The following is a 20,313-nucleotide window of genomic DNA, read 5'->3' on the forward strand; positions in this document are numbered from 1 at the left end:
TGCATGGTTTCCAGCACGATTTTCCGTGGCAATGCCGCATGGCTGTCTCTTGTGACTGATTTTCGATGCCAATTGGCCTGGCCACGTTTTGGTGTTGCCTGCCGGATATTGTTGTTCGGTCTGTGCCTCCTCGAGGCGGGATGCGCCCAATTTCCTGGTGAGCGTTCGGAGGTGCCGACCGACCGGGAGGTTGTCGGTCGTTTTCAGGGTGACCAGGCCCGCCGCCGGGCAGGCTTTTTGGCCTCCGGCTGGCGCGTGGAAGGTGCGGTTGACATGGAAACGCCCAAGATCATGCGCCGCAATCGGATGACATTATGGGGCGTTGGCGTCAAGTGGGCACGGCTCGTGCTTTTTGGCCCTTTTCATGACGTGGGCGGAGAGCTGCACCTGAGCCGGGATTGGATTCGCTGGTCGGATCCGGGCAAGCGGGAAATCATCGAGGTCCCGGCTACGGAATCCGGCATGCAACATTTGACCGGCCTTGGCCTGCAACCAGGCCAGTTGCTGGAGCTGTTGCAGGCCCGGACCGAAACCGATGTGACCCTCACGACCGATGCCGATGGTGTCGTGTGGGGAAAAACCCGCGCCGGTGAACATCTGCTTCTGGAGCCGGCTACCGGGCACGTCCTGGAACGCCATGGCCGCACACCCGATGGGACCCCTTTCGCGGTCCACTATCTCTGGAACGATGCCACGAAGGAAGAAGTGGCGCTGCCCGGTAAGATTTCCATCCAGTTGGGCGATGATGCCAAATTTATCGTGCGGGTGCGAACCTGGTCGGCCAATCGTGACATGGTGAACAGCCCCACCGGTTCGGTGACCATCCCGGAGGGCTTTACCGTGCGGCGTCCCCTGGAGTGACCGTTGCCCATGACCACGCCCCCCGTTTTTTCCGCCCCGGCCAAAGTCAATCTCGCCTTGCGGGTGGTGGGACGGCGGGCGGATGGCTACCATCTGTTGCAAACGGTGATGACCTTCTTTCCCTGGCAAGATCGGCTGACCTTTCACCTGGAAGAAGAGACCATACGGTTGACATGTCGTCCGGCTGTCACCAAAATTCCCGAAGAAAATCTGGTCTTTCGGACCGCTGAACACCTGCGCCGGACCACTGGTTGCCGGCAGGGTGTCCACATCGTTCTGGAAAAACATGTCCCGGACGCCGCCGGTCTGGGCGGAGGCTCTTCGGATGCCGCCACCACCCTCCTGGCCTTGAATCGTCTCTGGAACCTGGCACTCTCCGCTGCGGATTTGCAACAGATTGGCTTGACATTGGGGGCCGATGTGCCCATCTTCCTGGGCGGTCAGGCAGCGCTGGCCGAAGGGGTGGGTGAACGCCTGACCCCGGTGCCACATCTGCCCGAAGTGCCCCTGGTCGTCGTTCACCCCGGGGTGGGCCTTGCCACGCGATGGGTGTTTGAACGGTTCGCCGGGCAATTGACAAACCATGCAACTCCGATTAACATCCCCGATGTTCGTCGTGGCGAGAAGATTTTTGGGTTGCTGGAGAATGATCTGGAAGCCGTGGCCATGAAGTTGGCCCCGGTCATTCAGCGGGTGGCCGATGCGTTGCGAATTGTGGGTGCCACCGCCACCTGCATGTCGGGGAGTGGTACCGCCGTGATGGGCGTGTTTCCTGCGTTGCCAGATGCCGTCACCGCTGCCGCACTTGTGGCACACCAACACCCGGAGTGGCGGGTGGCCAGCGGCACGACCATGAACCGGCATCCATTCGACACCGAATGGCAACTCCAGAAAGGTTCTTGTCTGTAAATTCGTTGGAACTGTGTTGGGCCGTCGCCAAGCGGTAAGGCACCGGATTTTGATTCCGGCATTCCCAGGTTCAAATCCTGGCGGCCCAGCCACTTTTTTTGCTGCATATGTCGGATTGCTGTTCCTGCGCTTGCCTGAAACCCGAATCATTGCCGGGGTTCAGTACCCCATCAAACCTGAAGCGGTGGATTTGCCATGTCCATTCAAAAGATGTGCCTCTTTTCCGGAACGGCCAATCCCGATCTGGCCGAGCTGATCGCCGGATACCTGATGGTTCAGGTGGGAAATGCCACGGTCAAACGGTTTTCCGACGGGGAAATCTTTGTCCAGATCAACGAAAATGTCCGAGGTCGGGATGTGTTCGTCATCCAGCCGGTGTCAGCCCCTGCCAATGATCACCTCATGGAGCTGCTCATCATGGTGGATGCCTTGCGGCGGGCCTCGGCGGGGCGCGTCACCACGGTCATCCCCTACTACGGCTATGCCCGCCAGGATCGCAAAGAGGCCGGTCGTACCCCCATTTCCGCCAAACTGGTGGCCGATCTTCTGAACGCCGCCGGGGTGCAACGGGTGTTGACCATGGATCTGCACTCCGGGCAGATCCAGGGCTTTTTCAACATGCCGGTAGACAATATTTTCGCCACCCCGGTCTTGCTGGGAGCCATCCGTGAACGGGGCGTCGAAAATGCCATCGTGGTCTCCCCGGATGTGGGTGGCGTGGTCCGTGCCCGCTCCTATGCCAAGCGCCTCAATCTGGAGCTGGCCATCATCGACAAACGCCGCCCGGCCCCCAATGTCGCTGAAATTCACCATATCATCGGTGACGTGTCGGGCAAGGAGTGCCTGATCGTCGATGACATGGTGGATACCGCCGGCACCCTGACCAAGGCGGCCAATGCCCTGATCGAACACGGTGCCCGGTCGGTCGTGTCGGTCTGCACCCATGCCGTCCTCTCCGGGCCGGCTGTCGAGAGAATCGATGAGTCGCAACTGACCGGTCTCCTCGTCACCGACACGATCAAACTCTCGGCCCATGCAGCAGCATGCAAAAAAATCAAGGTGGTCACGGTCTCCAATCTGCTCGGGGAGGCCATTCGCCGCATTTCCGACGAAGAGTCGGTCAGTTCGCTGTTCGTCTGATAAACCAGGATCGGTCGGAATCCAGTCGGCTCTCGGCACCCCTGGAGGCCGGTGACCGGCATATGGAATGTCTGTTCCGATCAGCATGACTTTCAAGAAAGGATGATCACATGGCACAAATCAAAGCCTACGCACGCATCGGGACCGGCAAGGGGGTGGCTCGCAAGCTGCGTCGCGAAGGCAAGGTTCCGGCAGTCCTCTATGGAGCCGGTCAGGAAAATCTGAACCTTGCCCTGGAACGCAAAGAGTGGAACATGCTCATGGAGGCCGAGGGTCGGGCACTCCGGACTCATCCCCAGAATCTGGTCATGGAAGACGGCAAACGGATCGCCGTTCTGGTGCGCAGTTCCCAGCGCCACCCGGTCACCAGCCAGACCGAACATGTGGATTTTCTCCGGTTCGATCCAAACCGTCGCATCGACATCATGGTGCCGGTGGTGATCAAGGGAGATGCCGAATCCCCGGGTGTCAAGCGGGGTGGCATGGTGCAGGCCATCCGCCGCGAGCTGCATGTCCAATGTCGGGCCGACCATATTCCAGAGTGGATCGAAGTTTCGGTGGCCAACCTCGATATCGGCGAATCCATCCATATCAAGGATATCCATCTGCCCGATGGTGTCGAAGTCCACGCCGAGGATAATTTCACCGTGGCCGCCGTGGTGGGTGTCCAGGCTGAAGAGGTCGAAACCCCGGTCGCCGAGGCCGAAGCCGCCACCGCCACGACCACAACCGGTGCCGAAGGGGCCAAAGAGTAGTCAGGTGCGTCTCCTGGTCGGTCTGGGCAATCCCGGTGACCGTTACCGGGCGACCCGCCACAACCTGGGCTGGGATGCCGTCCTGCACTGTGTGCGCCATTTCGGCTGGAGTCAGGACGGCTCCCGGTTTCGGGGGCGTTGGGGTGGAGGGCAGGTGGATGCCGAACGGCTCTTCTGGCTCTTGCCCGAAACCTTCATGAACCTGTCGGGTGAATCGGTCGGTGAGGCGGTGCGCTTCTACAAGCTGCCGCCGGAAGTGGTGATCGTCTTCCACGATGACATGGATCTTCCCCTGGGCAAGGTACGCATGAAGGCCGGTGGCGGCAACGCCGGCCACAATGGCCTGAAATCCATCCAACAACATCTGGGAACCCCTGCCTTTGTGCGGATTCGTCTCGGCGTGGGGCGGCCTGCCGCCGGCATGGATCCGGTCCGTTTTGTCCTGGAACCCTTTACCCAAAATGAACGTGACATGGTCGATGCGCTGCTGGCCACCCTGCCGACAGCCCTGCCCTTCATTTTGCAGGGAGACCTGCCCGGAGCCATGAATCGTCTGACCACTCTCCTGGCGAAATCTGGTGGTTCAACAGTAAAATCGGGCGGTTCAACGGCAAAACCTGACGATCCAACGGTAAAACCTGACAGTTCAACATGAGGCATCCATGGCCCTGAAATGCGGTATCGTCGGTCTGCCCAATGTGGGCAAGTCCACCATCTTCAATGCCTTGACCGCAGCCGGGGCGGCCATGGCCAACTATCCTTTTTGCACCATCGAACCCAATGTCGGCGTGGTGGCGGTCCCGGACCCCCGTTTGCAAGAATTGACCGACTTGATCAAACCCAAGGCCACCATACCCACCACCATGGAGTTCGTGGACATTGCCGGACTCGTCAAGGGAGCGAGTCGTGGCGAGGGATTGGGCAATCAATTCCTCGGTCATATCCGCCAGGTGGATGCCGTGGCGCATGTGGTCCGCTGTTTCGAGGATCCCGACATTACGCATGTGCATGACCGGGTTGATCCAGCATCGGATATCCAGGTCATCGATACCGAACTGATGCTCGCCGACCTTGATGCCACCCGTCGCCGCCTGGACAGCACCGGCAAGAAAATCCGTTCCGGCGACAAGGATGCCCTCTTGCTGGCAGCCGTCTGTGAAAAAGTGGCCGCCGGTCTGGATGCCGGGGTTCCGGTACGACGACAGAATCTTTCCGCCGAAGAAAAACTGGCCGCACGCGAGTTGTTCCTGTTGACGGCCAAACCCGTTTTGTATGTCTGCAACGTGGCCGAAACCGAAGTGGCCGCCGCCCAGAAACCCGGCACCCATGCCCTGGTGGACGCCGTGCGGGCCATTGCCGCCGAAGAAGGTGCCGTGGTGGCCGTTGTATGCGGGGCCATCGAGGCCGAAATCGCCGAATTGCAGGATCAGGAAAAACAAGCCTTCCTGGATGATCTGGGCCTGGCCGAACCCGGCCTGAACCGCCTGATCGCCTCGGCCTACGACCTGCTGGGACTCATTACCTATTTTACTGCCGGACCCAAGGAAGTGCGGGCCTGGACCATCCATCGTCACGATACGGCCTTCGATGCCGCCGGTGTCATCCATACCGACTTTCAAAAAGGGTTTATTCGGGCAGAAGTCATTTCCTATGCCGACATGATTGCCTGTGGTGGTGAACAGGGGGCACGCGAAAAAGGACGTCTGCGCCTGGAAGGTCGGGATTATTGTGTGGCCGATGGCGATCTCATGCACTTTCGTTTCAATGTGTGATGCCTCTGGATGCTGAAAAGGGTGGAATTTTTGATCGTCGAGTCGTATCGTCGTCCAGTCGGAGAAAAATGGACTGGAGATGCGCTGGTCGTCATTTCCCCCAGGTTCATCCAGAAAGGTCATTCGCATGTTGCATACATCCGCATTCGATGCCCAGGCTTTCGTAAAGCGCCTCAAATCGGCAGGCGTTTCCGAAGAACAGGCCGAGGTGCATGTCGATTTGATGATCGAGTTTCTGGAGGCTCGTCTGGCCACCAAAACCGACATGGCACAGGCGGAAGCGCGTATCCTGGAATTGAATCGTGATATCAAGGAACTGGACACCAAGAGTGCCATCAGGCTGAAAGAGATTGACATCCAGGGTGAGGCCAGGCTCAAGGAATTGGATGCCAAGATCGAAACTTCCAAGCTGGAGCTGATACACAGCATCGATGAACTTCACATCAAGGGCGAGGCCAGGCTCAAGGAATTGGATGGCAAGATCGAGGCATCCAGGCTGGAATTGAAGCGTGATATCAAGGAACTGGATACCAAAAACGAAACCAGGCTCAAGGAATTGGATGGCAAGATCGAGACATCCAAGCTGGAACTGAAGCGTGATATCAAGGAACTGGACACCAAAAACGAAACCAGGCTCAAGGAACTTGACATCCAAAACGAAATCAGGCTCAAGGAACTTGACACCAAAAACGAAACCAGGCTCAAGGAATTGGATGGCAAGATCGAGGCATCCAAGCTGGAACTGAAGCGTGATATCAAGGAACTGGACACCAGAAACGAAACCAGGCTCAAGGAACTGGACACCAAAAACGAAACCAGGCTCAAGGAATTGGATGGCAAAATCGAGACATCCAAGTTGGAACTGAAGCGTGATATCAAGGAACTGGACACCAAAAACGAAACCAGGCTCAAGGAACTGGACGTCAAAAACGAAACCAGGCTCAAGGAACTGGACGTCAAAAACGAAACCAGGCTCAAGGAACTGGATGGCAGAATCGAGACAGCCAAGTTGGAATTGAAGCGTGATATCAAGGAACTTGATATAAAGAACGAAATCAGGCTCAAGGAACTCGACAACAAAAACGAGACCAGGCTCAAGGAACTCGACAACAAAACCAATGAGTTGGACATGAGCTTGCGGCGGGAAATTGCAGAAACCAAAAGTGACCTGATCAAATGGATGGTGGGCGTGTCTCTGGCAACTTCCGGTGCGGTTGTGGGAATCCTGTTTGCCTTGTTGCGGATTGTCCCACACGCTCCCTGACCATCCCGGCATTCCGTCTTGCCATCAGACTCTTCTTTCCCCAACCAAAAATTTCCTTGATTTTTAATCTGTTTTTCTTAAAGCCAGCGTTTTCGGAATAGATGCCGATTCAATTGATCTGGATCATTTAACTGGCGCAGGATAATTGCGAACATCGCCTCTGGAATAGCGCAATTTCCAGGACAAGTTGCCACGACTTTCGAAAAAAAAATTCCGGACAACGACCCTCTGACCATAAAAAAAATTATTCATGCAAAAAAATTCTCTGGCAACCTTTGCTGACCTGTTTGGCCAATCACCTGCCCTGACGCAAGTGATTCGGGCCGCCAAGGCCATCGCTTCCACCGACGTGACGGTGCTGTTGATGGGAGCATCCGGTACCGGCAAGGAACTCCTGGCCCAGGCCATGCACCAGGCCAGTCACCGTTGCCGGGGACCCTTCCATGCCATCAACTGCGCGGCCCTGCCCGAAACCCTGGCAGAGGCCGAACTTTTCGGCCATGCCAAGGGAGCCTTTACGGGAGCGGACACCTCCCGTCCGGGATGGATCCGCGCCTCGGATGGTGGAACCCTGCTCCTGGATGAAATTGGTGACATGCCCCTGCCCATGCAGGCCAAACTGCTCCGCTTCCTGGAAAGCGGTGAACTCCAAATCCTGGGCCAGCAATCCCTGTGTCGGGTCAATGTGCGTATCATGGCCGCCACCCATGTCAATCTGGCGGCCATGGTGCAGGAAAAAAAATTTCGCCAGGATCTTTTCTTCCGTCTGAACATTGTCCCCCTGGAACTGCCGACGCTCCATGACCGCTTGGGTGACCTGGAATTATTGCTGGATCATTTGACCAACCAGCAGGCCACCAAACATCACCGGCCACCACCTCATTTTTCTCCGGCGGTTTTTGACTCTCTCCACCGCTACGCCTGGCCAGGCAATGTGCGTGAACTGAAAAATTTTTGTGAACGTATGGTTCTCCTGCATGGTGGAGAGACCATCCAGCCCGATCACCTTCCCCCGGAAATGCGCTCACTCCAGGCAGACAAAATTCCCTGGCCAATGCGTGACATGCGCCATCTGGAGCAGTTTGTCCTCCCCAACAACGGCCTCTCCCTGGTTGACCTGGAACGACATCTCATCGAACAGGCCTTGCACAGAAGCCAGGGAAACCGCACCCATGCCGCCAGACTTCTCGGCCTCAGCCGGGATACACTGCTCTATCGCTTGAAAAAATATTCGACCGCGTGAATCGTCAGGAAATCCTTTTCGCGTGCATCACCTGAAAATCATTTCCAACAACTTAAATCATCTTGAAATCATTTCCAACCTCTTGAATCGCCTGAAAATCATTCTCAGCCAAAAAATATTCGACTGTGTGATTTCACACACCCGGCAGGTGATATCACACACTTTCCGGTTGGCAAACCGGGTATATTATATTTCAATAGATTGAAAACATTATATTTTTATAATTGGAACACATCCTGCTGAAGCTCCCGCATCGTGGGCCGGTTCGTTGACTGGCCGGCAGACAGATTCAAGGCAAACTGGATACCCGGGAGCGTCGGAAATCATGTTGTATTGCGCCGGAATGGATCGATGGCGACGTGGGCTTGCGCATGCAGAACGACGCATGAGACCGACCCTGCATCCAGATGTGATGGCATTGTTGGTCCTGTTGACCATTTTTTTCCAGGATGGAACCCTTCAGGCCGCATGGGACAAGGATCCCGCCCCGGCAGCGCGCTCTCCCGCCTCGGGTGCCTGGACCCCTTATCCCTTGTGGCGCAAGGTTCCTCAGGGTCGTACCCGCTTGCAACTGCATGTGGTGGGTATGCCGGGTTCCATCCTGGAAGTTTTTTCTCCCGCCCCGGGCCAGGATTCCCGGTTCACGCCTTTCACGGTTCCCCTGGACAATAACGGGGCCATGGTGCAGCCCGGAAACCAGGTCGGCAACTACCACTGGCTTGCCGCCCATACCGAAACTCCGGCAGAGTCCACAACCCTGACGACGGTCCATCATTTTGCCATTCCCGGTCCTTCACCAGCCCACCTGTTGCAGGCGCACAAGTCCACCCTGGAGGTGATCCCCGTGCCCCTGCCCAGGGAGTATGCCACCTATCGGGCCGGGGAGCGTTGGTCCTTTCTGGTACGGTTTGCCCAACAACCCCTGGCCGCTCAAACAGTCACATTGTACACCCCCGGGCAGGAAAAAATTTCCTTCACAACCAACGCCGCCGGCGTGGCGCAGATCACTTTCCCCCCCTTTCGGGACATGCCCCGGACGGATTCAGACAAAAAACATGGCCAGCGTCGCCCGAGTGTTCCGTTTCAGGTGGTCACCACCCTGATGCAGGACAATCGCCGTTTCACGACCATCTTTCAACATGACTATGGCCCGGAACCTTTGGCCAACCGCAGTCAACTTCATGGCCTGATCTTTCTGTTGGTTGGCATGGGTGGGGGATTGACTCTCTGGCAACGCCACGCCCCCGGTGGTGGATTACCCTCCCGGCAACGTCAACCACACCGCCAACGAGACAAACAATCATGACCGATGCCGCTGTCCCGCTCCCTGCACCCCATCCCTGGTCATTGAGTCGCCTGCGCCTGGGGGTGCAGATCGTCCTGTTGGGCGTCACGGTTTACGGTGGTCTGGTGACCGGTCCCTACATGGCCGACAAACTGGCCAATGCCCTGCCAGCCCTTTCCTGCGCCTTTGATCAGCAGAATGGTGGCTATTGTGCCCTGATTCCCTTTCAGCATCAGTTTCACCACCAGTTGGGCGAAGGCCTGGCCCGCACCGGCAGCCTTGCCTGGGCGACCCTGTGGCCGGTTTTGGTTACCTTGATGATTTTTCTGGCGTTTTTCATTTTTTTGAACAAGGCGTTCTGCGGTTGGGTCTGCCCGCTGGGAACGGTCCAGGAACTCCTGGGCAAGGCTGGTCGGCGGCTGCATCTGCGATTGCGGTATCTGCCACCCGGCTGGGTCGGGAGGGTGCGTCTGGTCAAATGGTTGCTGTTGTTGTTTCTGGTGTTCGCTCTCCCCCTGGCCGCCGGTCTGGGTCTGGCTCCCCAGGCAGCGGGGGATGCCTGGTGCCGCATCTGCCCCTCACGCATCGTCACCACGCTCCTGACCGGCAATCCGGAACAGTTGGCCCTGGCCATCGGTTCGCCCCTGGAGGTGATCCTGGGCATTCTGGGCAACCTTCTGGCCGGCTTTGTCCTCATGGCAGCATTTGTCGTGCGCCAACCCTTCTGTCGCATCTGTCCCATGTTGGCGCTGCATGCCCTGTTTCGTCGTCTGCCCCCCCTGCGGCTGGCCAAACAACGCCATCCCCGCTGCGGACGTTGCCACTCCTGTCATGCAGCCTGTCCCATGGAAATCCGGGAAATTTCCACTGCCGACGGCCCTGCCGCCTTCCATGACGATTGTACCCTGTGCGGTCGCTGCATCGAATATTGCCCGGAAGAGAATGTCCTGAGTCTGCGCCTGGGTCCCTTGACGCTGTACCGATCCAGTCGTGCCCTGTTCCAGACACGGACCGGGTGTGAATCCCCTGCCGGTTTTCCCAAAAAACGGCCCATGCCAACAATATCTGCGACACCTGCAACACCCACAATACCCACAACACCCATAATACCCACCCCCGGCACGGCAACGGAAAGAACCGGTCATGGATGACACGGTTGCCCAGGCCGCCACCTTTTCGGCCACCGCCCTGCTCGGCTTGACCATGGGATTGACCGCCTGCTCGGCCTTTTGTCTGCCCTATTTCGGAACCTGGATGATGGGGCGCGGCGTGACGACACAACCCTGGCAGGATGCTGGCAGCTTCCTTTTGGGTCGGCTCACCGCCTATACCCTGCTGGGAGGGATGGCGGCAGGCGTGGGCAACCTGGCATGGCTCGCCTGGCTCGAAAATACCGGTCGTCTGGCCCTGGCCGGCCTTGTGTTGTCCATCGGGGGATGGTTGCTGCTCTCTCCCGTCCCCAAACCCATCACCTCCTGCCGGAATTCAGCTCTGGATCGGACGCTGCCCCCCTTTGCCCTGGGTCTGACACTGAGTCTGGTCCCCTGTCTGCCCCTGCTGACCCTGCTGGCAAGCTGTGCCCTGGCCGGTGGTGTGATTCAAGGTCTGTTGCAGGGTGCCCTGTTCGGTTTGACCGCTTCCCTGGCCCCGATTTTTCTGGCCACGGTGGTGTTGGGTGGGATCGGTCGCGGGTTGATCCATCAGCAACCACGCTTTGCCCCCTGGTTGCGTCGCGGTGCCGGGTTGATTCTGGTGGCCATGGCCGTTTCGCCCCTTGCAACCCTGTTCGCATGGATCGGTGGATAAACAAGGATGCAAGCGGCAAACAACATCTCCCCCCTGTGGGCAGTCACCATCTCCCTGCTTGCACACCTCCTGCTCATCGTCGGGTTGTTCAACTGGCCGAACACCCACCGACAACCGCCGCGCTCCCTGGCCACAGTCACCTTTGAAATGACCCCATGGTCTCCCCCCGCACCTGTGATCGCATCCACCTCACCCCGGGAAACGGTCTTGCCACCCCCCCCTGCGGTCGAGGTTCCCCCTCCCCCTCCCTCTCCCTCCGAACCCATGCATCCCAAGCCGGAACCCTCGCTTCCCGTAACCAGAAACCCGGCTCCGCCGCCTCCTCAACGCCAACCCAAACCCGTCAAGGCGAAAAAAACCGTTCCGCCTGCCAAACCTCAGACCCGGTCGCCACAAGAAAATGTAAAACCTGCACCAACGGCGGACCCGTTACCTGCCACTTCACCTGCCACTTCAACAGACACCATCAATCCAAGGCAGGTGCCGGAGTCATGGCCTCCCGCAACCCGGGTATACCCTGCTGCCACAACAGAGTTGCCCAATAAACCGCTTCCGGAATCCCCTCCCGACCATACGGCAGCCTATCTGCACAATCCCCGACCTGCCTATCCCCCGTTTGCCCGGCGCATGGGACAGGAGGGGACGGTCGTACTGCGGGTGGATGTCTCTGCGACCGGTGGTGTTCTCAACGTCAGCGTGCAACACAGTTCCGGTTTTCCCTTGCTCGATCAGGCCGCTGTGGAAGCCGTGCAACACTATCGATTCGTCCCGGCACAACGCGACGGTGGACCGGTATCGGAACGTGTGATGATTCCGCTGCGTTTTCGCCTGCAAGAGGCTGAAGCGCGATGAATTTTCGTTCCCCATCCCGGCAAATACTGCCCAACCCGGCTTCGCCATCGACCGGAAAAGGGCCGCATTCTCATGAACATCCGGCAACCAGTCAAAATTTTTTGAAATGAATCAAAGGAGTTTCACATGTCGTCCACCCCCCGGACCATTGCCACATCACTGTTGCTGATGCTCTCCGCCGGATCCCTGGCCCAGCAGGCCACCAGCGCCCATGCCGCTGAAAAGCAGGATTCACCTGCCCTGGAAGAGATCACCGTCACGGCCACCCGTGAAGGGGAACTCAAAAGCGAAACGCCGGCCACGGTCAATATCATTCGGGAAGATGTCGTGCAAAAGGGGCGTCCCTCCCATCCCAAAGAGATCATGAATCAGGTCCCCGGGGTATGGGTCAGCAATCTGGCCGGCGAAGGCCATTCGACCGCCATCCGGCATCCCCTGACGACCAATGCCGTCTATCTTTATCTGGAGGATGGCATTCCGACCCGTTCGACCGGTTTTTTCAACCACAATGCCCTGTATGAAATCAACCTGCCACAGGCCGGCGGGATTGAAATTTCCAAAGGCCCGGGCAGTGCCTTGTATGGCTCGGACGCCATTGGCGGCACAATCAACGTGATGTCGCGCACGCCCCCCAAAAAGGACGAATTGGAACTGACCGGTGAAGTCGGATCCTATGGCTGGGGACGCCTGTTGCTGAGTGGCGGCATGGCCCGGGAGAGCGACGCCTGGCGGGCCAACCTCAACCTGACCCGCACCGATGGTTGGCAGGAGGGTTCCAGTTATGATCGGGAGACCGGCTCCGTCCGCTGGGATCGCGCCCTGACCGGCAACTCCCTCTTGAAGGTCCTGGTCAGTTTTGCCCAGATCGACCAGAACCACGTCGGCGATTTGAATCAAGCGGATTATGATGGCAATCCACGCAAAAACAACACCCCGTTTTCCTATCGCCAGGTCGAAGCCTTGCGGCTGTCGGCAGCCTATGAACAGGAGACCGCCCACTCCCTGCTGTCGTTCACGCCCTATTTCCGACATAACGTCATGGAGATCATCCCCAATTGGTCGTTGAGTTATGACCCCGCCAAATACACGGTCCGCAACGACTCCTTTGGCCTCCTGAGCAAATATCGCCAGGATTTTGCCCCGTTGCGTACCCGGCTGATCGGTGGCCTGGATGTGGATTACAGCCCCGGATCACACAGCGAGGATGCCATCCGGGTCACCCGGACCGGTACGGTCTATTCCAGTTACGATTCGGCCACCCGGATATACGATTACGATGTCACCTACCGAGGGATATCTCCCTATATACAGGGAGAATTTTCTCCGTTAGCCCGGTTGCGGCTGACCACCGGCCTGCGCTACGACACCATGCACTATGAATATGACAATCTGCTGCCGGATACCGCCACTCTGGGACCGACCGGAGCCTTTCCAGCCGGGGGATGGTATGGACATGTGGCGGATGGCAGCGTCACCTATACCCATTTGAGTCCAAAACTGGGGGCAACCTTCGCTTTCACCCCGGATTTGAATGGCTTCATCAGCTACAGCAACTCCTTCCGTGCCCCTTCCGAGGGACAGGTATTTCGCGGTTCACGCGAAACCACGCCGGCCCGTGCCCAACTCGCCGCACAATCCCAACGCAATCTCAAACCGGTCACCGTGGACAATTATGAAACCGGTCTGCGCGGCCAACACGCCAAACTCACCTATGAAGTATCCCTCTTTCACATGTACAAAAAGGATGATCTCATCAGTTATCAGGATCCGGTGACCACGCAGAGAACCGTCGTCAATGCAGGCGAAACCTCGCATCGCGGTGTCGAAGCGAGCATCGGTTTTCCCGTTGGCCAGGAGTTGCATCTGGACTCCAGCCTCTCCTACACCCAACACACCTATGACAAATGGAGCGTCTCCGGTACGGCGGATTACTCCGGCAAGGAGATGGAGACCGCCCCAAGGATGATGGCCAATACCCGGTTGACCATTGCCCCGGAGTTCATGCAGGGCGGCACTGTGCAGGCAACCTGGACCAGACTGGGGAGTTACTGGCGTGATCCGGCCAATACCAGTCAATACGAAGGACATGATCTCATCCACATGCAGGCAAGTTATCCCCTCACCAAAAAATTGGAAATCTACGGCAAGGTCAACAACCTGTTTGACAAAAAATACGCTGAAACCTCCGGTCTGTCGGCAGGGGCACCCACCTATACGGTCGGCCAACCCCGCGTGATGTTCATGGGGTTGCAGGCCACTTGGTAATTTCCCGCCAACCCAACAATCCGGACAAACTGACAAAACGGAGAAGCCCATGCAAAATATGACAACATGGTTGACCTGGTGGAACAATGGGGATTTCCTGGTCAGGGGGGTCTTTCTCCTGCTGCTGGCTTTTTCCCTGACCGGATGGGGCATCATCATCCATAAGCAGTTCAAATTCGATAGACTGCTGCGGAAAGAACGCCGTATACGTGTCGCCATGGAACAGGCCCTCCGGCAGGGAAATTCCCTGCCAGCCGAGGTTGGCATTCTCGGGGAAATTGCCGCCCTGGTGACCCTGCGCAAAGTGTCCGCATCTCACCGGAATGCCACCTGGGAAGCCAACCTGGCTCATGCCCTGCGAGAAAAAAGGGTGGAGTTGGAAAGCGGTCTCACCCTGTTGGCTTCCATTGCCTCATCGTCGCCATTCATTGGCTTGTTCGGCACGGTTTGGGGAATCATGCATGCGCTGGAGGGGTTGGGCCACAAATCGCTCTTGACCATGGACGTGGTGGCCGGCCCCGTGGCCGAGGCCCTGGTGGCCACGGCCCTGGGTCTGCTGGTCGCCATTCCTGCCGTGATTGGCTACAATCTGCTGGTTCGTCGTCTGCGACGTCTGCTGACCACCGCCGAAGGCAATCTGTTGCGTTCCATCCATCAGATCGAACAAGAGAGCCACCCAACCCTCACCAATACGCCAGGAACGGTCATTCCTTTTCCCGATGCCCCATTCGACCACAGAGGAACGGACCATGGCTACCGGATTCCTTGACCTTGCCGGAAACGGTCATTCTTTTTCTGACTCCTTTTACGACCGCAGAGGAACGAACCATGGCTACCGGATTTCTTGACCATGATGGCGAAGACCGTCCCCTGGCCGAGATCAATGTCACCCCCCTTGTGGATGTCATGCTCGTTCTGCTCGTGATTTTCATCATTCTGGCCCCGGTGATGGCGCAGTCGTTGCGCATCGATCTGCCCAAAACCACGGCCAACGCTCCCCTGCTGCCTGACCCTCTCATCGTCACCCTGCATCAGGATGGCACAATGCAATTGGGCGACCTGACCCTGACACCGGAACACTTGGCCAATCGCTTGCAAACCGCCAGCGCCCAAACCCCTGACACGGTTTTGCGTATCGATGCCGACAAGAATGTCATCTATCAAAAACTGGCCGACCTGTTGGCCCTGGCCCAAAGCAACGGCATTCGCAAAATTTCCTTCACCACCTCTGCCGCGCCATGACCAGATCCGGTTCTCCGGCATGCAATGATTTAATAATAGTTATTTTCCCCTGCCTGCCAGATTTTTCCGGAGTTTTATTCATATCACCATTAAAGGGAGATTCACTGCCCGTAATCGGGACAATCACTCTGCGACCGCACGCAGCATGCGCATGATCCTGGTGCCTTTGTGCCGGGATTTGTTTTCTTCCGCCACAGCCCGCCCCTCCACAAGCACGCATCCCAGCCAGCCACGAAACGCCTTGTTTCCAGAAACATCCGCAGGATAATCCGTCAACCCGGTCATATGCATGACCAGTTTATGTTGTCCTGTTGTACCGGCAGGAACCACGACACGAAATATTCCTGTTTCATCTTTTGTTGATAACCATGTGGTTCCCTTGTCGGGTTTGCTTGCCATCACGCACACCGACTTGCCCTGGTCATTGATCAATCCGGGAATCAGGGACAGGGAAAGAGAGATGTCCACGGTTTCGGGATTCCGGATGTCCAGGCAGAAGGGGTAATCTCCACTTGTCTGTTTTTCCAGAGGTACATGAATACGACCCGCAGTCGTTTCGGCACAAAATTCAACATGCAATTCAAGCCGGCTGCCGGGACCATGGGCCAACAGGTCACCAACCCCCAACAAGATTGTCAGGCATCCTGACAAGCACCCAAACAATAGTGTAGATTGCAACAACGCCGGCATCCTTGAAACATCTTGTGCATTTCAGGGTACCAAAGACAAGACCAGTCATGGTACATATCCTGGAGGGAAGGAAATCGTCATGATACGCTCTGATATATTATCCGATCATGGCCGGGAATGTCCAATGGATTCCTTTCCTTGACTCCCACGCCCGGAATTTCCCATAGACATCCCAAGGATCTTCCGATCAGGTTTGATAAGAGACTCCCATGTCAGAAAATCATGAAAAACCCCAAAAAGATTCCTTCGACACTCCCTGGAAAGACATACTGGAGGCCTACTTCAAGGATTTCCTGGCCTTTTTTTTGCCGATTGCGCATGACAATATTGATTGGGAGCGTGGCTACGAATTTCTGGATACCGAGTTGGCCAGCATTACCCGCGAGGCAGAAATCGGCGACCGGCGCATGGACAAGCTGGTCAAGGTGTGGCAACGCTGGCCCACCTGCAAGCCAAAAAGACCAGGAATCGACCAGAAAAACGTTATCAGATGAAATTGTCCCTGGTCCGAAGCTTGTACAAACGGGGATTCGGTCGCCAACAAGTGATTGATATTTTTCGCTTTATCGATTGGGTACTCCGTCTGCCGGAAGAGATCGACAAGCGGTTTCGGCATGAGATGCTCAACTTTGAGGAGAACCAGAAAATGCCCTACATTTCAAGCGTGGAACGAATTGGCATGGAAATAGGCCGTCAAGATGGCCTCAAAGAAGGCCTCAAAGAAGGGGCGGCTGTCGTTTTCCTGCGTCTTCTGCAACGACGTTTTGGTCCATTATCTGTGAGCATCCATGACACCGTGAAAAGCGCAGATATTGCATCCCTGGAACTATGGAGTGACAAAATCTTTGATGCCAAGTCGATTGAGGAAATTTTTGCCAATTGATTGTCGCTGGCTGGGGGTTGGCTTTCGCAGCCTCTTCCCCGGTGTCTGCCTCGCCAGGACTCTTTGACCTCAATATCTTTCAGGTTTCCTGGTTTTGGCGGTGCGCAGGACACTGTCGTCGTTGCCGTTTCCATTGTCCTGGTTGGGATTATGCGGGTGGATAACGTCGTTTTACTGTTTTTTCAGCCGTTCATTGACCTCCCGGGTGGCCCGCAACATCTCTTCCTGCACGGCAGGCATGATCTCCGCCATGTAAACCCCGAACTTCTTCATGGCATTGGAACCGTGTTGGGATCCATAAAAATCAGCCAGGGCATTGAGTTCATCCGCAGTAAATATTTTGACCATGGCTGCACGGGTGAACTTTTCGACATTGTTCAATCTGGTTACTTCTTTCATCAGGGTGGTAAATTCGGCACGCCTTTCCGGGGGAAGGTTTTTTGCCATTTCATTATATGAATCATCAAACAGCTTGGAGAGGGGCACGACCTTGAGATACCTGTCGCAGGCCGCTTCCCGATTCGCCACGCTGTCCTGACTGTCCTGCGCCTGGAGCGGCAGAACAATGGCGCTTGCCACAACAAAAATCACGGCACAGCAGGACATTTTCAAAGAGTTCATCGTGACGCCTCCGTTTCAAACACATGGAAATTTCAGTCGGTTGTTCATGCGGCCAACAGGCATGATCAGCCAACAGGTGCGATCAGCCAACAGGCGCAATCAAGAAGATTGGAAGGATGGCATCCTCCCAGGCTCTTAGTTTAGACACAATCAAGATACATGAACAATAAAAAAACAGATACGGTAGCGGTTTGGTTTTGCCTGCACAGGCCGGATTGGATAAACTGGCAATTATGGAAAAAAACATCGAAGATGGACGGTTGGAGAAAATTGGACCCGGGCGATGCAGCAACGCAGTCAGGCGGAAACGACCATGAAGAAAGTGGAAATATTGGCCCCGGCCGGCAACCTGCCCTCGCTGAAAGCGGCGGTGGACAATGGGGCCGATGCGGTTTATTTCGGCTTTGGCAATGCCACCAATGCCCGCAACTTCGAAGGATTGAATTTTACCGAAAAAGAGGCGGCATCCGGCATCGCCTACGCCCATGCCCGAGGGGTCAAGGTCAATGTCGTCCTGAATACCTTCCCCCAGATCAACGATCCCGACATCTGGTATCGCACCGTGGATCTGGCAGCCAGGATTGGTGCCGATGCCATCATTCTGGCCAACCTGGCCCTCCTGAAATATTGCCGGGACAAGTATCCAGATCTTCCCATCCATCTGTCGGTGCAGGCCTCGGCCAGCAATCAGGCCGCCATCAATTTTTATCAACGCCATTTTGCCATCCAACGGGTCATTCTCCCCCGGGTCTTGACAGTGGCCGAAATCCGCGATCTGCGCCAACAGGTCCAGGTTGAACTGGAAGTGTTTGCTTTTGGCGGACTGTGCGTCATGGCCGAGGGACGCTGTTATCTCTCCTCCTATGTGACCGGCGTCTCACCCAACATTGAAGGGGTTTGTTCCCCGGCCCGCGCCGTCCGTTTTGACAACAGCCAGGATAAACTCCAAACCCGCCTCAACGGCATCCTCATCGCCCAGTATGCCCCCGATGAAGAGGCGGCCTATCCCACTGTCTGCAAAGGGCGCTTTGCAGCCAATGATCAGATTTATCACGTCATGGAAGAACCCGGCTCCCTCAATATTCTGGCCATGCTGCCGGAGGTGATCGCCTCCGGCGTGGCGAGTCTCAAAATAGAAGGACGCCAACGCACCAAATCCTACGTGGCAACCGTGACCCGCATCATGCGTCAGGCCGTGGATGCCTACTATGCCGATCCGGATCGTTTCCAGGCCAAGGGAAGCTGGCTCAAAACCTTGAACGCCACCTCCGAAGGAACCACCTATACCCTGGGAACCTATCAGGAAAATTGGCAATGAATGGATCCATTTCCGGAAACCTGTCAGGAGAATCGGCCATGACGGACCTTGTTCAGGAGAACGGCTGGTCAGGAGAATCAGCCATGACGGCCCTTGTTCAGGAGAACGGCTGGTCATGAAAATTGCCATCGGTCCTGTTCTTTACGAGTGGGGAAAAAAAGGGATACGGGATTTTTACCGGCGCATGGCTGATGAGACAGCGGCGGATGTTCTCTACATCGGCGAAGTCATCTGTTCCAAACGCAACCACCTGACCCCGGACGAAATGGCTCTTCTGGCCGAAGAACTCCGTCCCTCAGGCAAGGAGATTGTCTTTTCGACCCTGGGCCTGGTCATGAGCGGGGAAGAACAGGAGTACATTCAACAGGTGGTGCAACAGGCCACCCGCCTGGGCATCCTGTTCGAGGCCAATGACATGGCCGGAATTGCCATGGGCGAAGGACACCCCATGGTGGCCGGACCCCACATCACCACCTACAACCCGGAAACCCTCGATTTTCTTGCAGAAGTCGGTGTGCGCCGCGTCGTGATTCCGGTAGAACTCTCCCAGGCCATGATCGCCGGTCTCATCCGGCAAAACCGCGCCCGGGTACAGGTGGAAGTGTTCGCCTACGGTCGGCTCCCCCTGACGTTTTCGGCCCGTTGTTACACGGCCCGGGCCTTCCATCTGCCCAAAACCAACTGCCAGTACAAATGCGGCGATTTCCCCGATGGGATGGTCATGAAAACCCAGGATGGCGTACCCTTCCTGAACATCAACGGCATCCAAACCCTGTCGGAACGACTCTGCAATCTCGTCACCGAAGTGGAACAATTGGCCACCATGGGTGTGGACATGATCCGTCTTTCGCCGCAAAGTCGTGACATGACAGCCATCGTGCAGGTCTGGCAGGAGCGTCTGGCAGGCCGGATGGACGCCGCCGAGGCCCTGGCACGCCTGAATGAAATCAATCACCAGGAACCTTTCTGCAACGGATATTTTCATGGCCGGGCCGGCCTGGAGTTTGTGGCCCCCCGCCCGGTCAAACCGCACCTGACGAATGAAGCCCCGACTTCCGGAGAGTGAATCATGCAACTTGACAACAATCTGATCGATCAAATCACACAAAATGTCCTGGGAATATTTGAAAAAGTCGGAGCAACCCGCGATGAACTCCATCGCCGGATCCACGACGCCGTCAAGGAGGCCATCGTCCATTTTGATATCGTGACCCGGGATGAGTTTGATGTCACCGCCGAACTCCTCAGCAAAACCCGCATCAAAGTGGAAGAGATGGAAAAGAAAATTGCCGATCTGGAAAAGCTTCTGGCCGTCAAGGGAGATGACGAACCCCAGACGGAAGCCAAATCCAAACCGGACAAGGTTGCCAAAAAATCGTAGATCAGGCAGCGAATCAGTCACGCATC

Annotated in this window: 22 protein-coding genes and 1 tRNA gene; 21 read left to right on the forward strand and 2 right to left on the reverse strand. The window is 56.6% G+C overall.

From position 1 onward, the window contains the following. Nucleotides 1-3: 3 nt before the first annotated feature. The 16 genes from HQL65_06895 (at nt 4) to HQL65_06970 (ending at nt 15,394) form a co-directional block, all read left to right on the forward strand. Complete coding sequence (locus HQL65_06895; GenBank protein MBF0135950.1) at nt 4-861, forward strand: hypothetical protein; 858 nt, start codon at nt 4-6, stop codon at nt 859-861. 9 nt (nt 862-870) lie between these two features. Continuing rightward, complete coding sequence (gene ispE / locus HQL65_06900) at nt 871-1,770, forward strand: 4-(cytidine 5'-diphospho)-2-C-methyl-D-erythritol kinase (GenBank protein MBF0135951.1); 900 nt, start codon at nt 871-873, stop codon at nt 1,768-1,770. A gap of 17 nt (nt 1,771-1,787) precedes the next feature. Beyond that, nucleotides 1,788-1,862, forward strand: a tRNA-Gln gene (locus tag HQL65_06905). A gap of 109 nt (nt 1,863-1,971) precedes the next feature. Continuing rightward, nucleotides 1,972-2,910 (forward strand): ribose-phosphate pyrophosphokinase, encoded by a 939-nt coding sequence (locus HQL65_06910; GenBank protein MBF0135952.1) that lies wholly within the window; start codon nt 1,972-1,974, stop codon nt 2,908-2,910. 110 nt (nt 2,911-3,020) lie between these two features. Beyond that, on the forward strand, nt 3,021-3,665 hold the full coding sequence (locus HQL65_06915) for a 50S ribosomal protein L25/general stress protein Ctc (GenBank protein MBF0135953.1): 645 nt from the start codon (nt 3,021-3,023) through the stop codon (nt 3,663-3,665). Nucleotides 3,666-3,669: 4 nt separating this feature from the next. Beyond that, entirely contained in the window at nt 3,670-4,320 is a 651-nt protein-coding gene (locus tag HQL65_06920; protein ID MBF0135954.1) for an aminoacyl-tRNA hydrolase, read from the forward strand. A gap of 7 nt (nt 4,321-4,327) precedes the next feature. Beyond that, nucleotides 4,328-5,437 (forward strand): redox-regulated ATPase YchF, encoded by a 1,110-nt coding sequence (gene ychF, locus HQL65_06925; protein MBF0135955.1) that lies wholly within the window; start codon nt 4,328-4,330, stop codon nt 5,435-5,437. A 127-nt stretch (nt 5,438-5,564) separates the two neighbouring features. After that, a complete protein-coding gene (locus HQL65_06930; GenBank protein ID MBF0135956.1) occupies nt 5,565-6,701 on the forward strand; it encodes a hypothetical protein in 1,137 nt (378 codons plus the stop codon). A 250-nt stretch (nt 6,702-6,951) separates the two neighbouring features. Beyond that, on the forward strand, nt 6,952-7,944 hold the full coding sequence (locus tag HQL65_06935; protein ID MBF0135957.1) for a sigma 54-interacting transcriptional regulator: 993 nt from the start codon (nt 6,952-6,954) through the stop codon (nt 7,942-7,944). Nucleotides 7,945-8,329: 385 nt separating this feature from the next. Then, nucleotides 8,330-9,250 carry a hypothetical protein gene (locus HQL65_06940; GenBank protein MBF0135958.1) on the forward strand — a complete coding sequence of 307 codons (921 nt, stop codon included), beginning with the start codon at nt 8,330-8,332 and terminating at the stop codon, nt 9,248-9,250. Beyond that, nucleotides 9,247-10,380 (forward strand): 4Fe-4S binding protein, encoded by a 1,134-nt coding sequence (locus HQL65_06945; protein MBF0135959.1) that lies wholly within the window; start codon nt 9,247-9,249, stop codon nt 10,378-10,380. Before HQL65_06940 ends, HQL65_06945 begins: the two co-directional genes overlap by 4 nt. After that, nucleotides 10,373-11,035 (forward strand): sulfite exporter TauE/SafE family protein, encoded by a 663-nt coding sequence (locus HQL65_06950; protein MBF0135960.1) that lies wholly within the window; start codon nt 10,373-10,375, stop codon nt 11,033-11,035. Before HQL65_06945 ends, HQL65_06950 begins: the two co-directional genes overlap by 8 nt. Before the next feature lie 6 nt (nt 11,036-11,041). Beyond that, nucleotides 11,042-11,887, forward strand: coding sequence for an energy transducer TonB (locus tag HQL65_06955; GenBank protein ID MBF0135961.1), 846 nt, complete (start codon nt 11,042-11,044; stop codon nt 11,885-11,887). Between the two features lie 168 nt (nt 11,888-12,055). Beyond that, on the forward strand, nt 12,056-14,152 hold the full coding sequence (locus HQL65_06960) for a TonB-dependent receptor (protein MBF0135962.1): 2,097 nt from the start codon (nt 12,056-12,058) through the stop codon (nt 14,150-14,152). Between the two features lie 49 nt (nt 14,153-14,201). Then, nucleotides 14,202-14,921 carry a MotA/TolQ/ExbB proton channel family protein gene (locus tag HQL65_06965; GenBank protein ID MBF0135963.1) on the forward strand — a complete coding sequence of 240 codons (720 nt, stop codon included), beginning with the start codon at nt 14,202-14,204 and terminating at the stop codon, nt 14,919-14,921. Nucleotides 14,922-14,980: 59 nt separating this feature from the next. Continuing rightward, nucleotides 14,981-15,394, forward strand: a complete 414-nt coding sequence (locus HQL65_06970; GenBank protein ID MBF0135964.1) for a biopolymer transporter ExbD — start codon at nt 14,981-14,983, stop codon at nt 15,392-15,394. Between the two features lie 123 nt (nt 15,395-15,517). On the opposite strand, the gene HQL65_06975 is transcribed toward HQL65_06970, so the two are convergent. Continuing rightward, nucleotides 15,518-16,024, reverse strand: a complete 507-nt coding sequence (locus HQL65_06975) for a hypothetical protein (protein ID MBF0135965.1) — start codon at nt 16,022-16,024, stop codon at nt 15,518-15,520. Nucleotides 16,025-16,293: 269 nt separating this feature from the next. Here HQL65_06975 and HQL65_06980 point away from each other — a divergent pair, with 269 nt between their 5' ends. Then, entirely contained in the window at nt 16,294-16,578 is a 285-nt protein-coding gene (locus HQL65_06980; GenBank protein MBF0135966.1) for a hypothetical protein, read from the forward strand. Further along, complete coding sequence (locus HQL65_06985; protein MBF0135967.1) at nt 16,575-16,967, forward strand: DUF4351 domain-containing protein; 393 nt, start codon at nt 16,575-16,577, stop codon at nt 16,965-16,967. Before HQL65_06980 ends, HQL65_06985 begins: the two co-directional genes overlap by 4 nt. Before the next feature lie 171 nt (nt 16,968-17,138). Here the strand turns inward: HQL65_06985 and HQL65_06990 are convergent, their stop codons facing one another. Next, nucleotides 17,139-17,414, reverse strand: a complete 276-nt coding sequence (locus HQL65_06990) for a DUF2059 domain-containing protein (GenBank protein ID MBF0135968.1) — start codon at nt 17,412-17,414, stop codon at nt 17,139-17,141. Between the two features lie 487 nt (nt 17,415-17,901). On the opposite strand from HQL65_06990, the gene HQL65_06995 reads away from it, so the two are divergent. The 3 genes from HQL65_06995 to HQL65_07005 all read left to right on the forward strand — a co-directional run bounded on the left by HQL65_06995 (nt 17,902) and on the right by HQL65_07005 (nt 20,287). Then, nucleotides 17,902-18,906 (forward strand): U32 family peptidase, encoded by a 1,005-nt coding sequence (locus tag HQL65_06995; GenBank protein ID MBF0135969.1) that lies wholly within the window; start codon nt 17,902-17,904, stop codon nt 18,904-18,906. A 115-nt stretch (nt 18,907-19,021) separates the two neighbouring features. Then, nucleotides 19,022-19,972 carry a U32 family peptidase gene (locus HQL65_07000; GenBank protein ID MBF0135970.1) on the forward strand — a complete coding sequence of 317 codons (951 nt, stop codon included), beginning with the start codon at nt 19,022-19,024 and terminating at the stop codon, nt 19,970-19,972. Nucleotides 19,973-19,975: 3 nt separating this feature from the next. Then, complete coding sequence (locus HQL65_07005) at nt 19,976-20,287, forward strand: accessory factor UbiK family protein (protein MBF0135971.1); 312 nt, start codon at nt 19,976-19,978, stop codon at nt 20,285-20,287. Nucleotides 20,288-20,313: the final 26 nt, after the last annotated feature.

It is taken from the genome of Magnetococcales bacterium (genome assembly GCA_015228935.1).
GTDB lineage: Bacteria > Pseudomonadota > Magnetococcia > Magnetococcales > DC0425bin3 > HA3dbin3.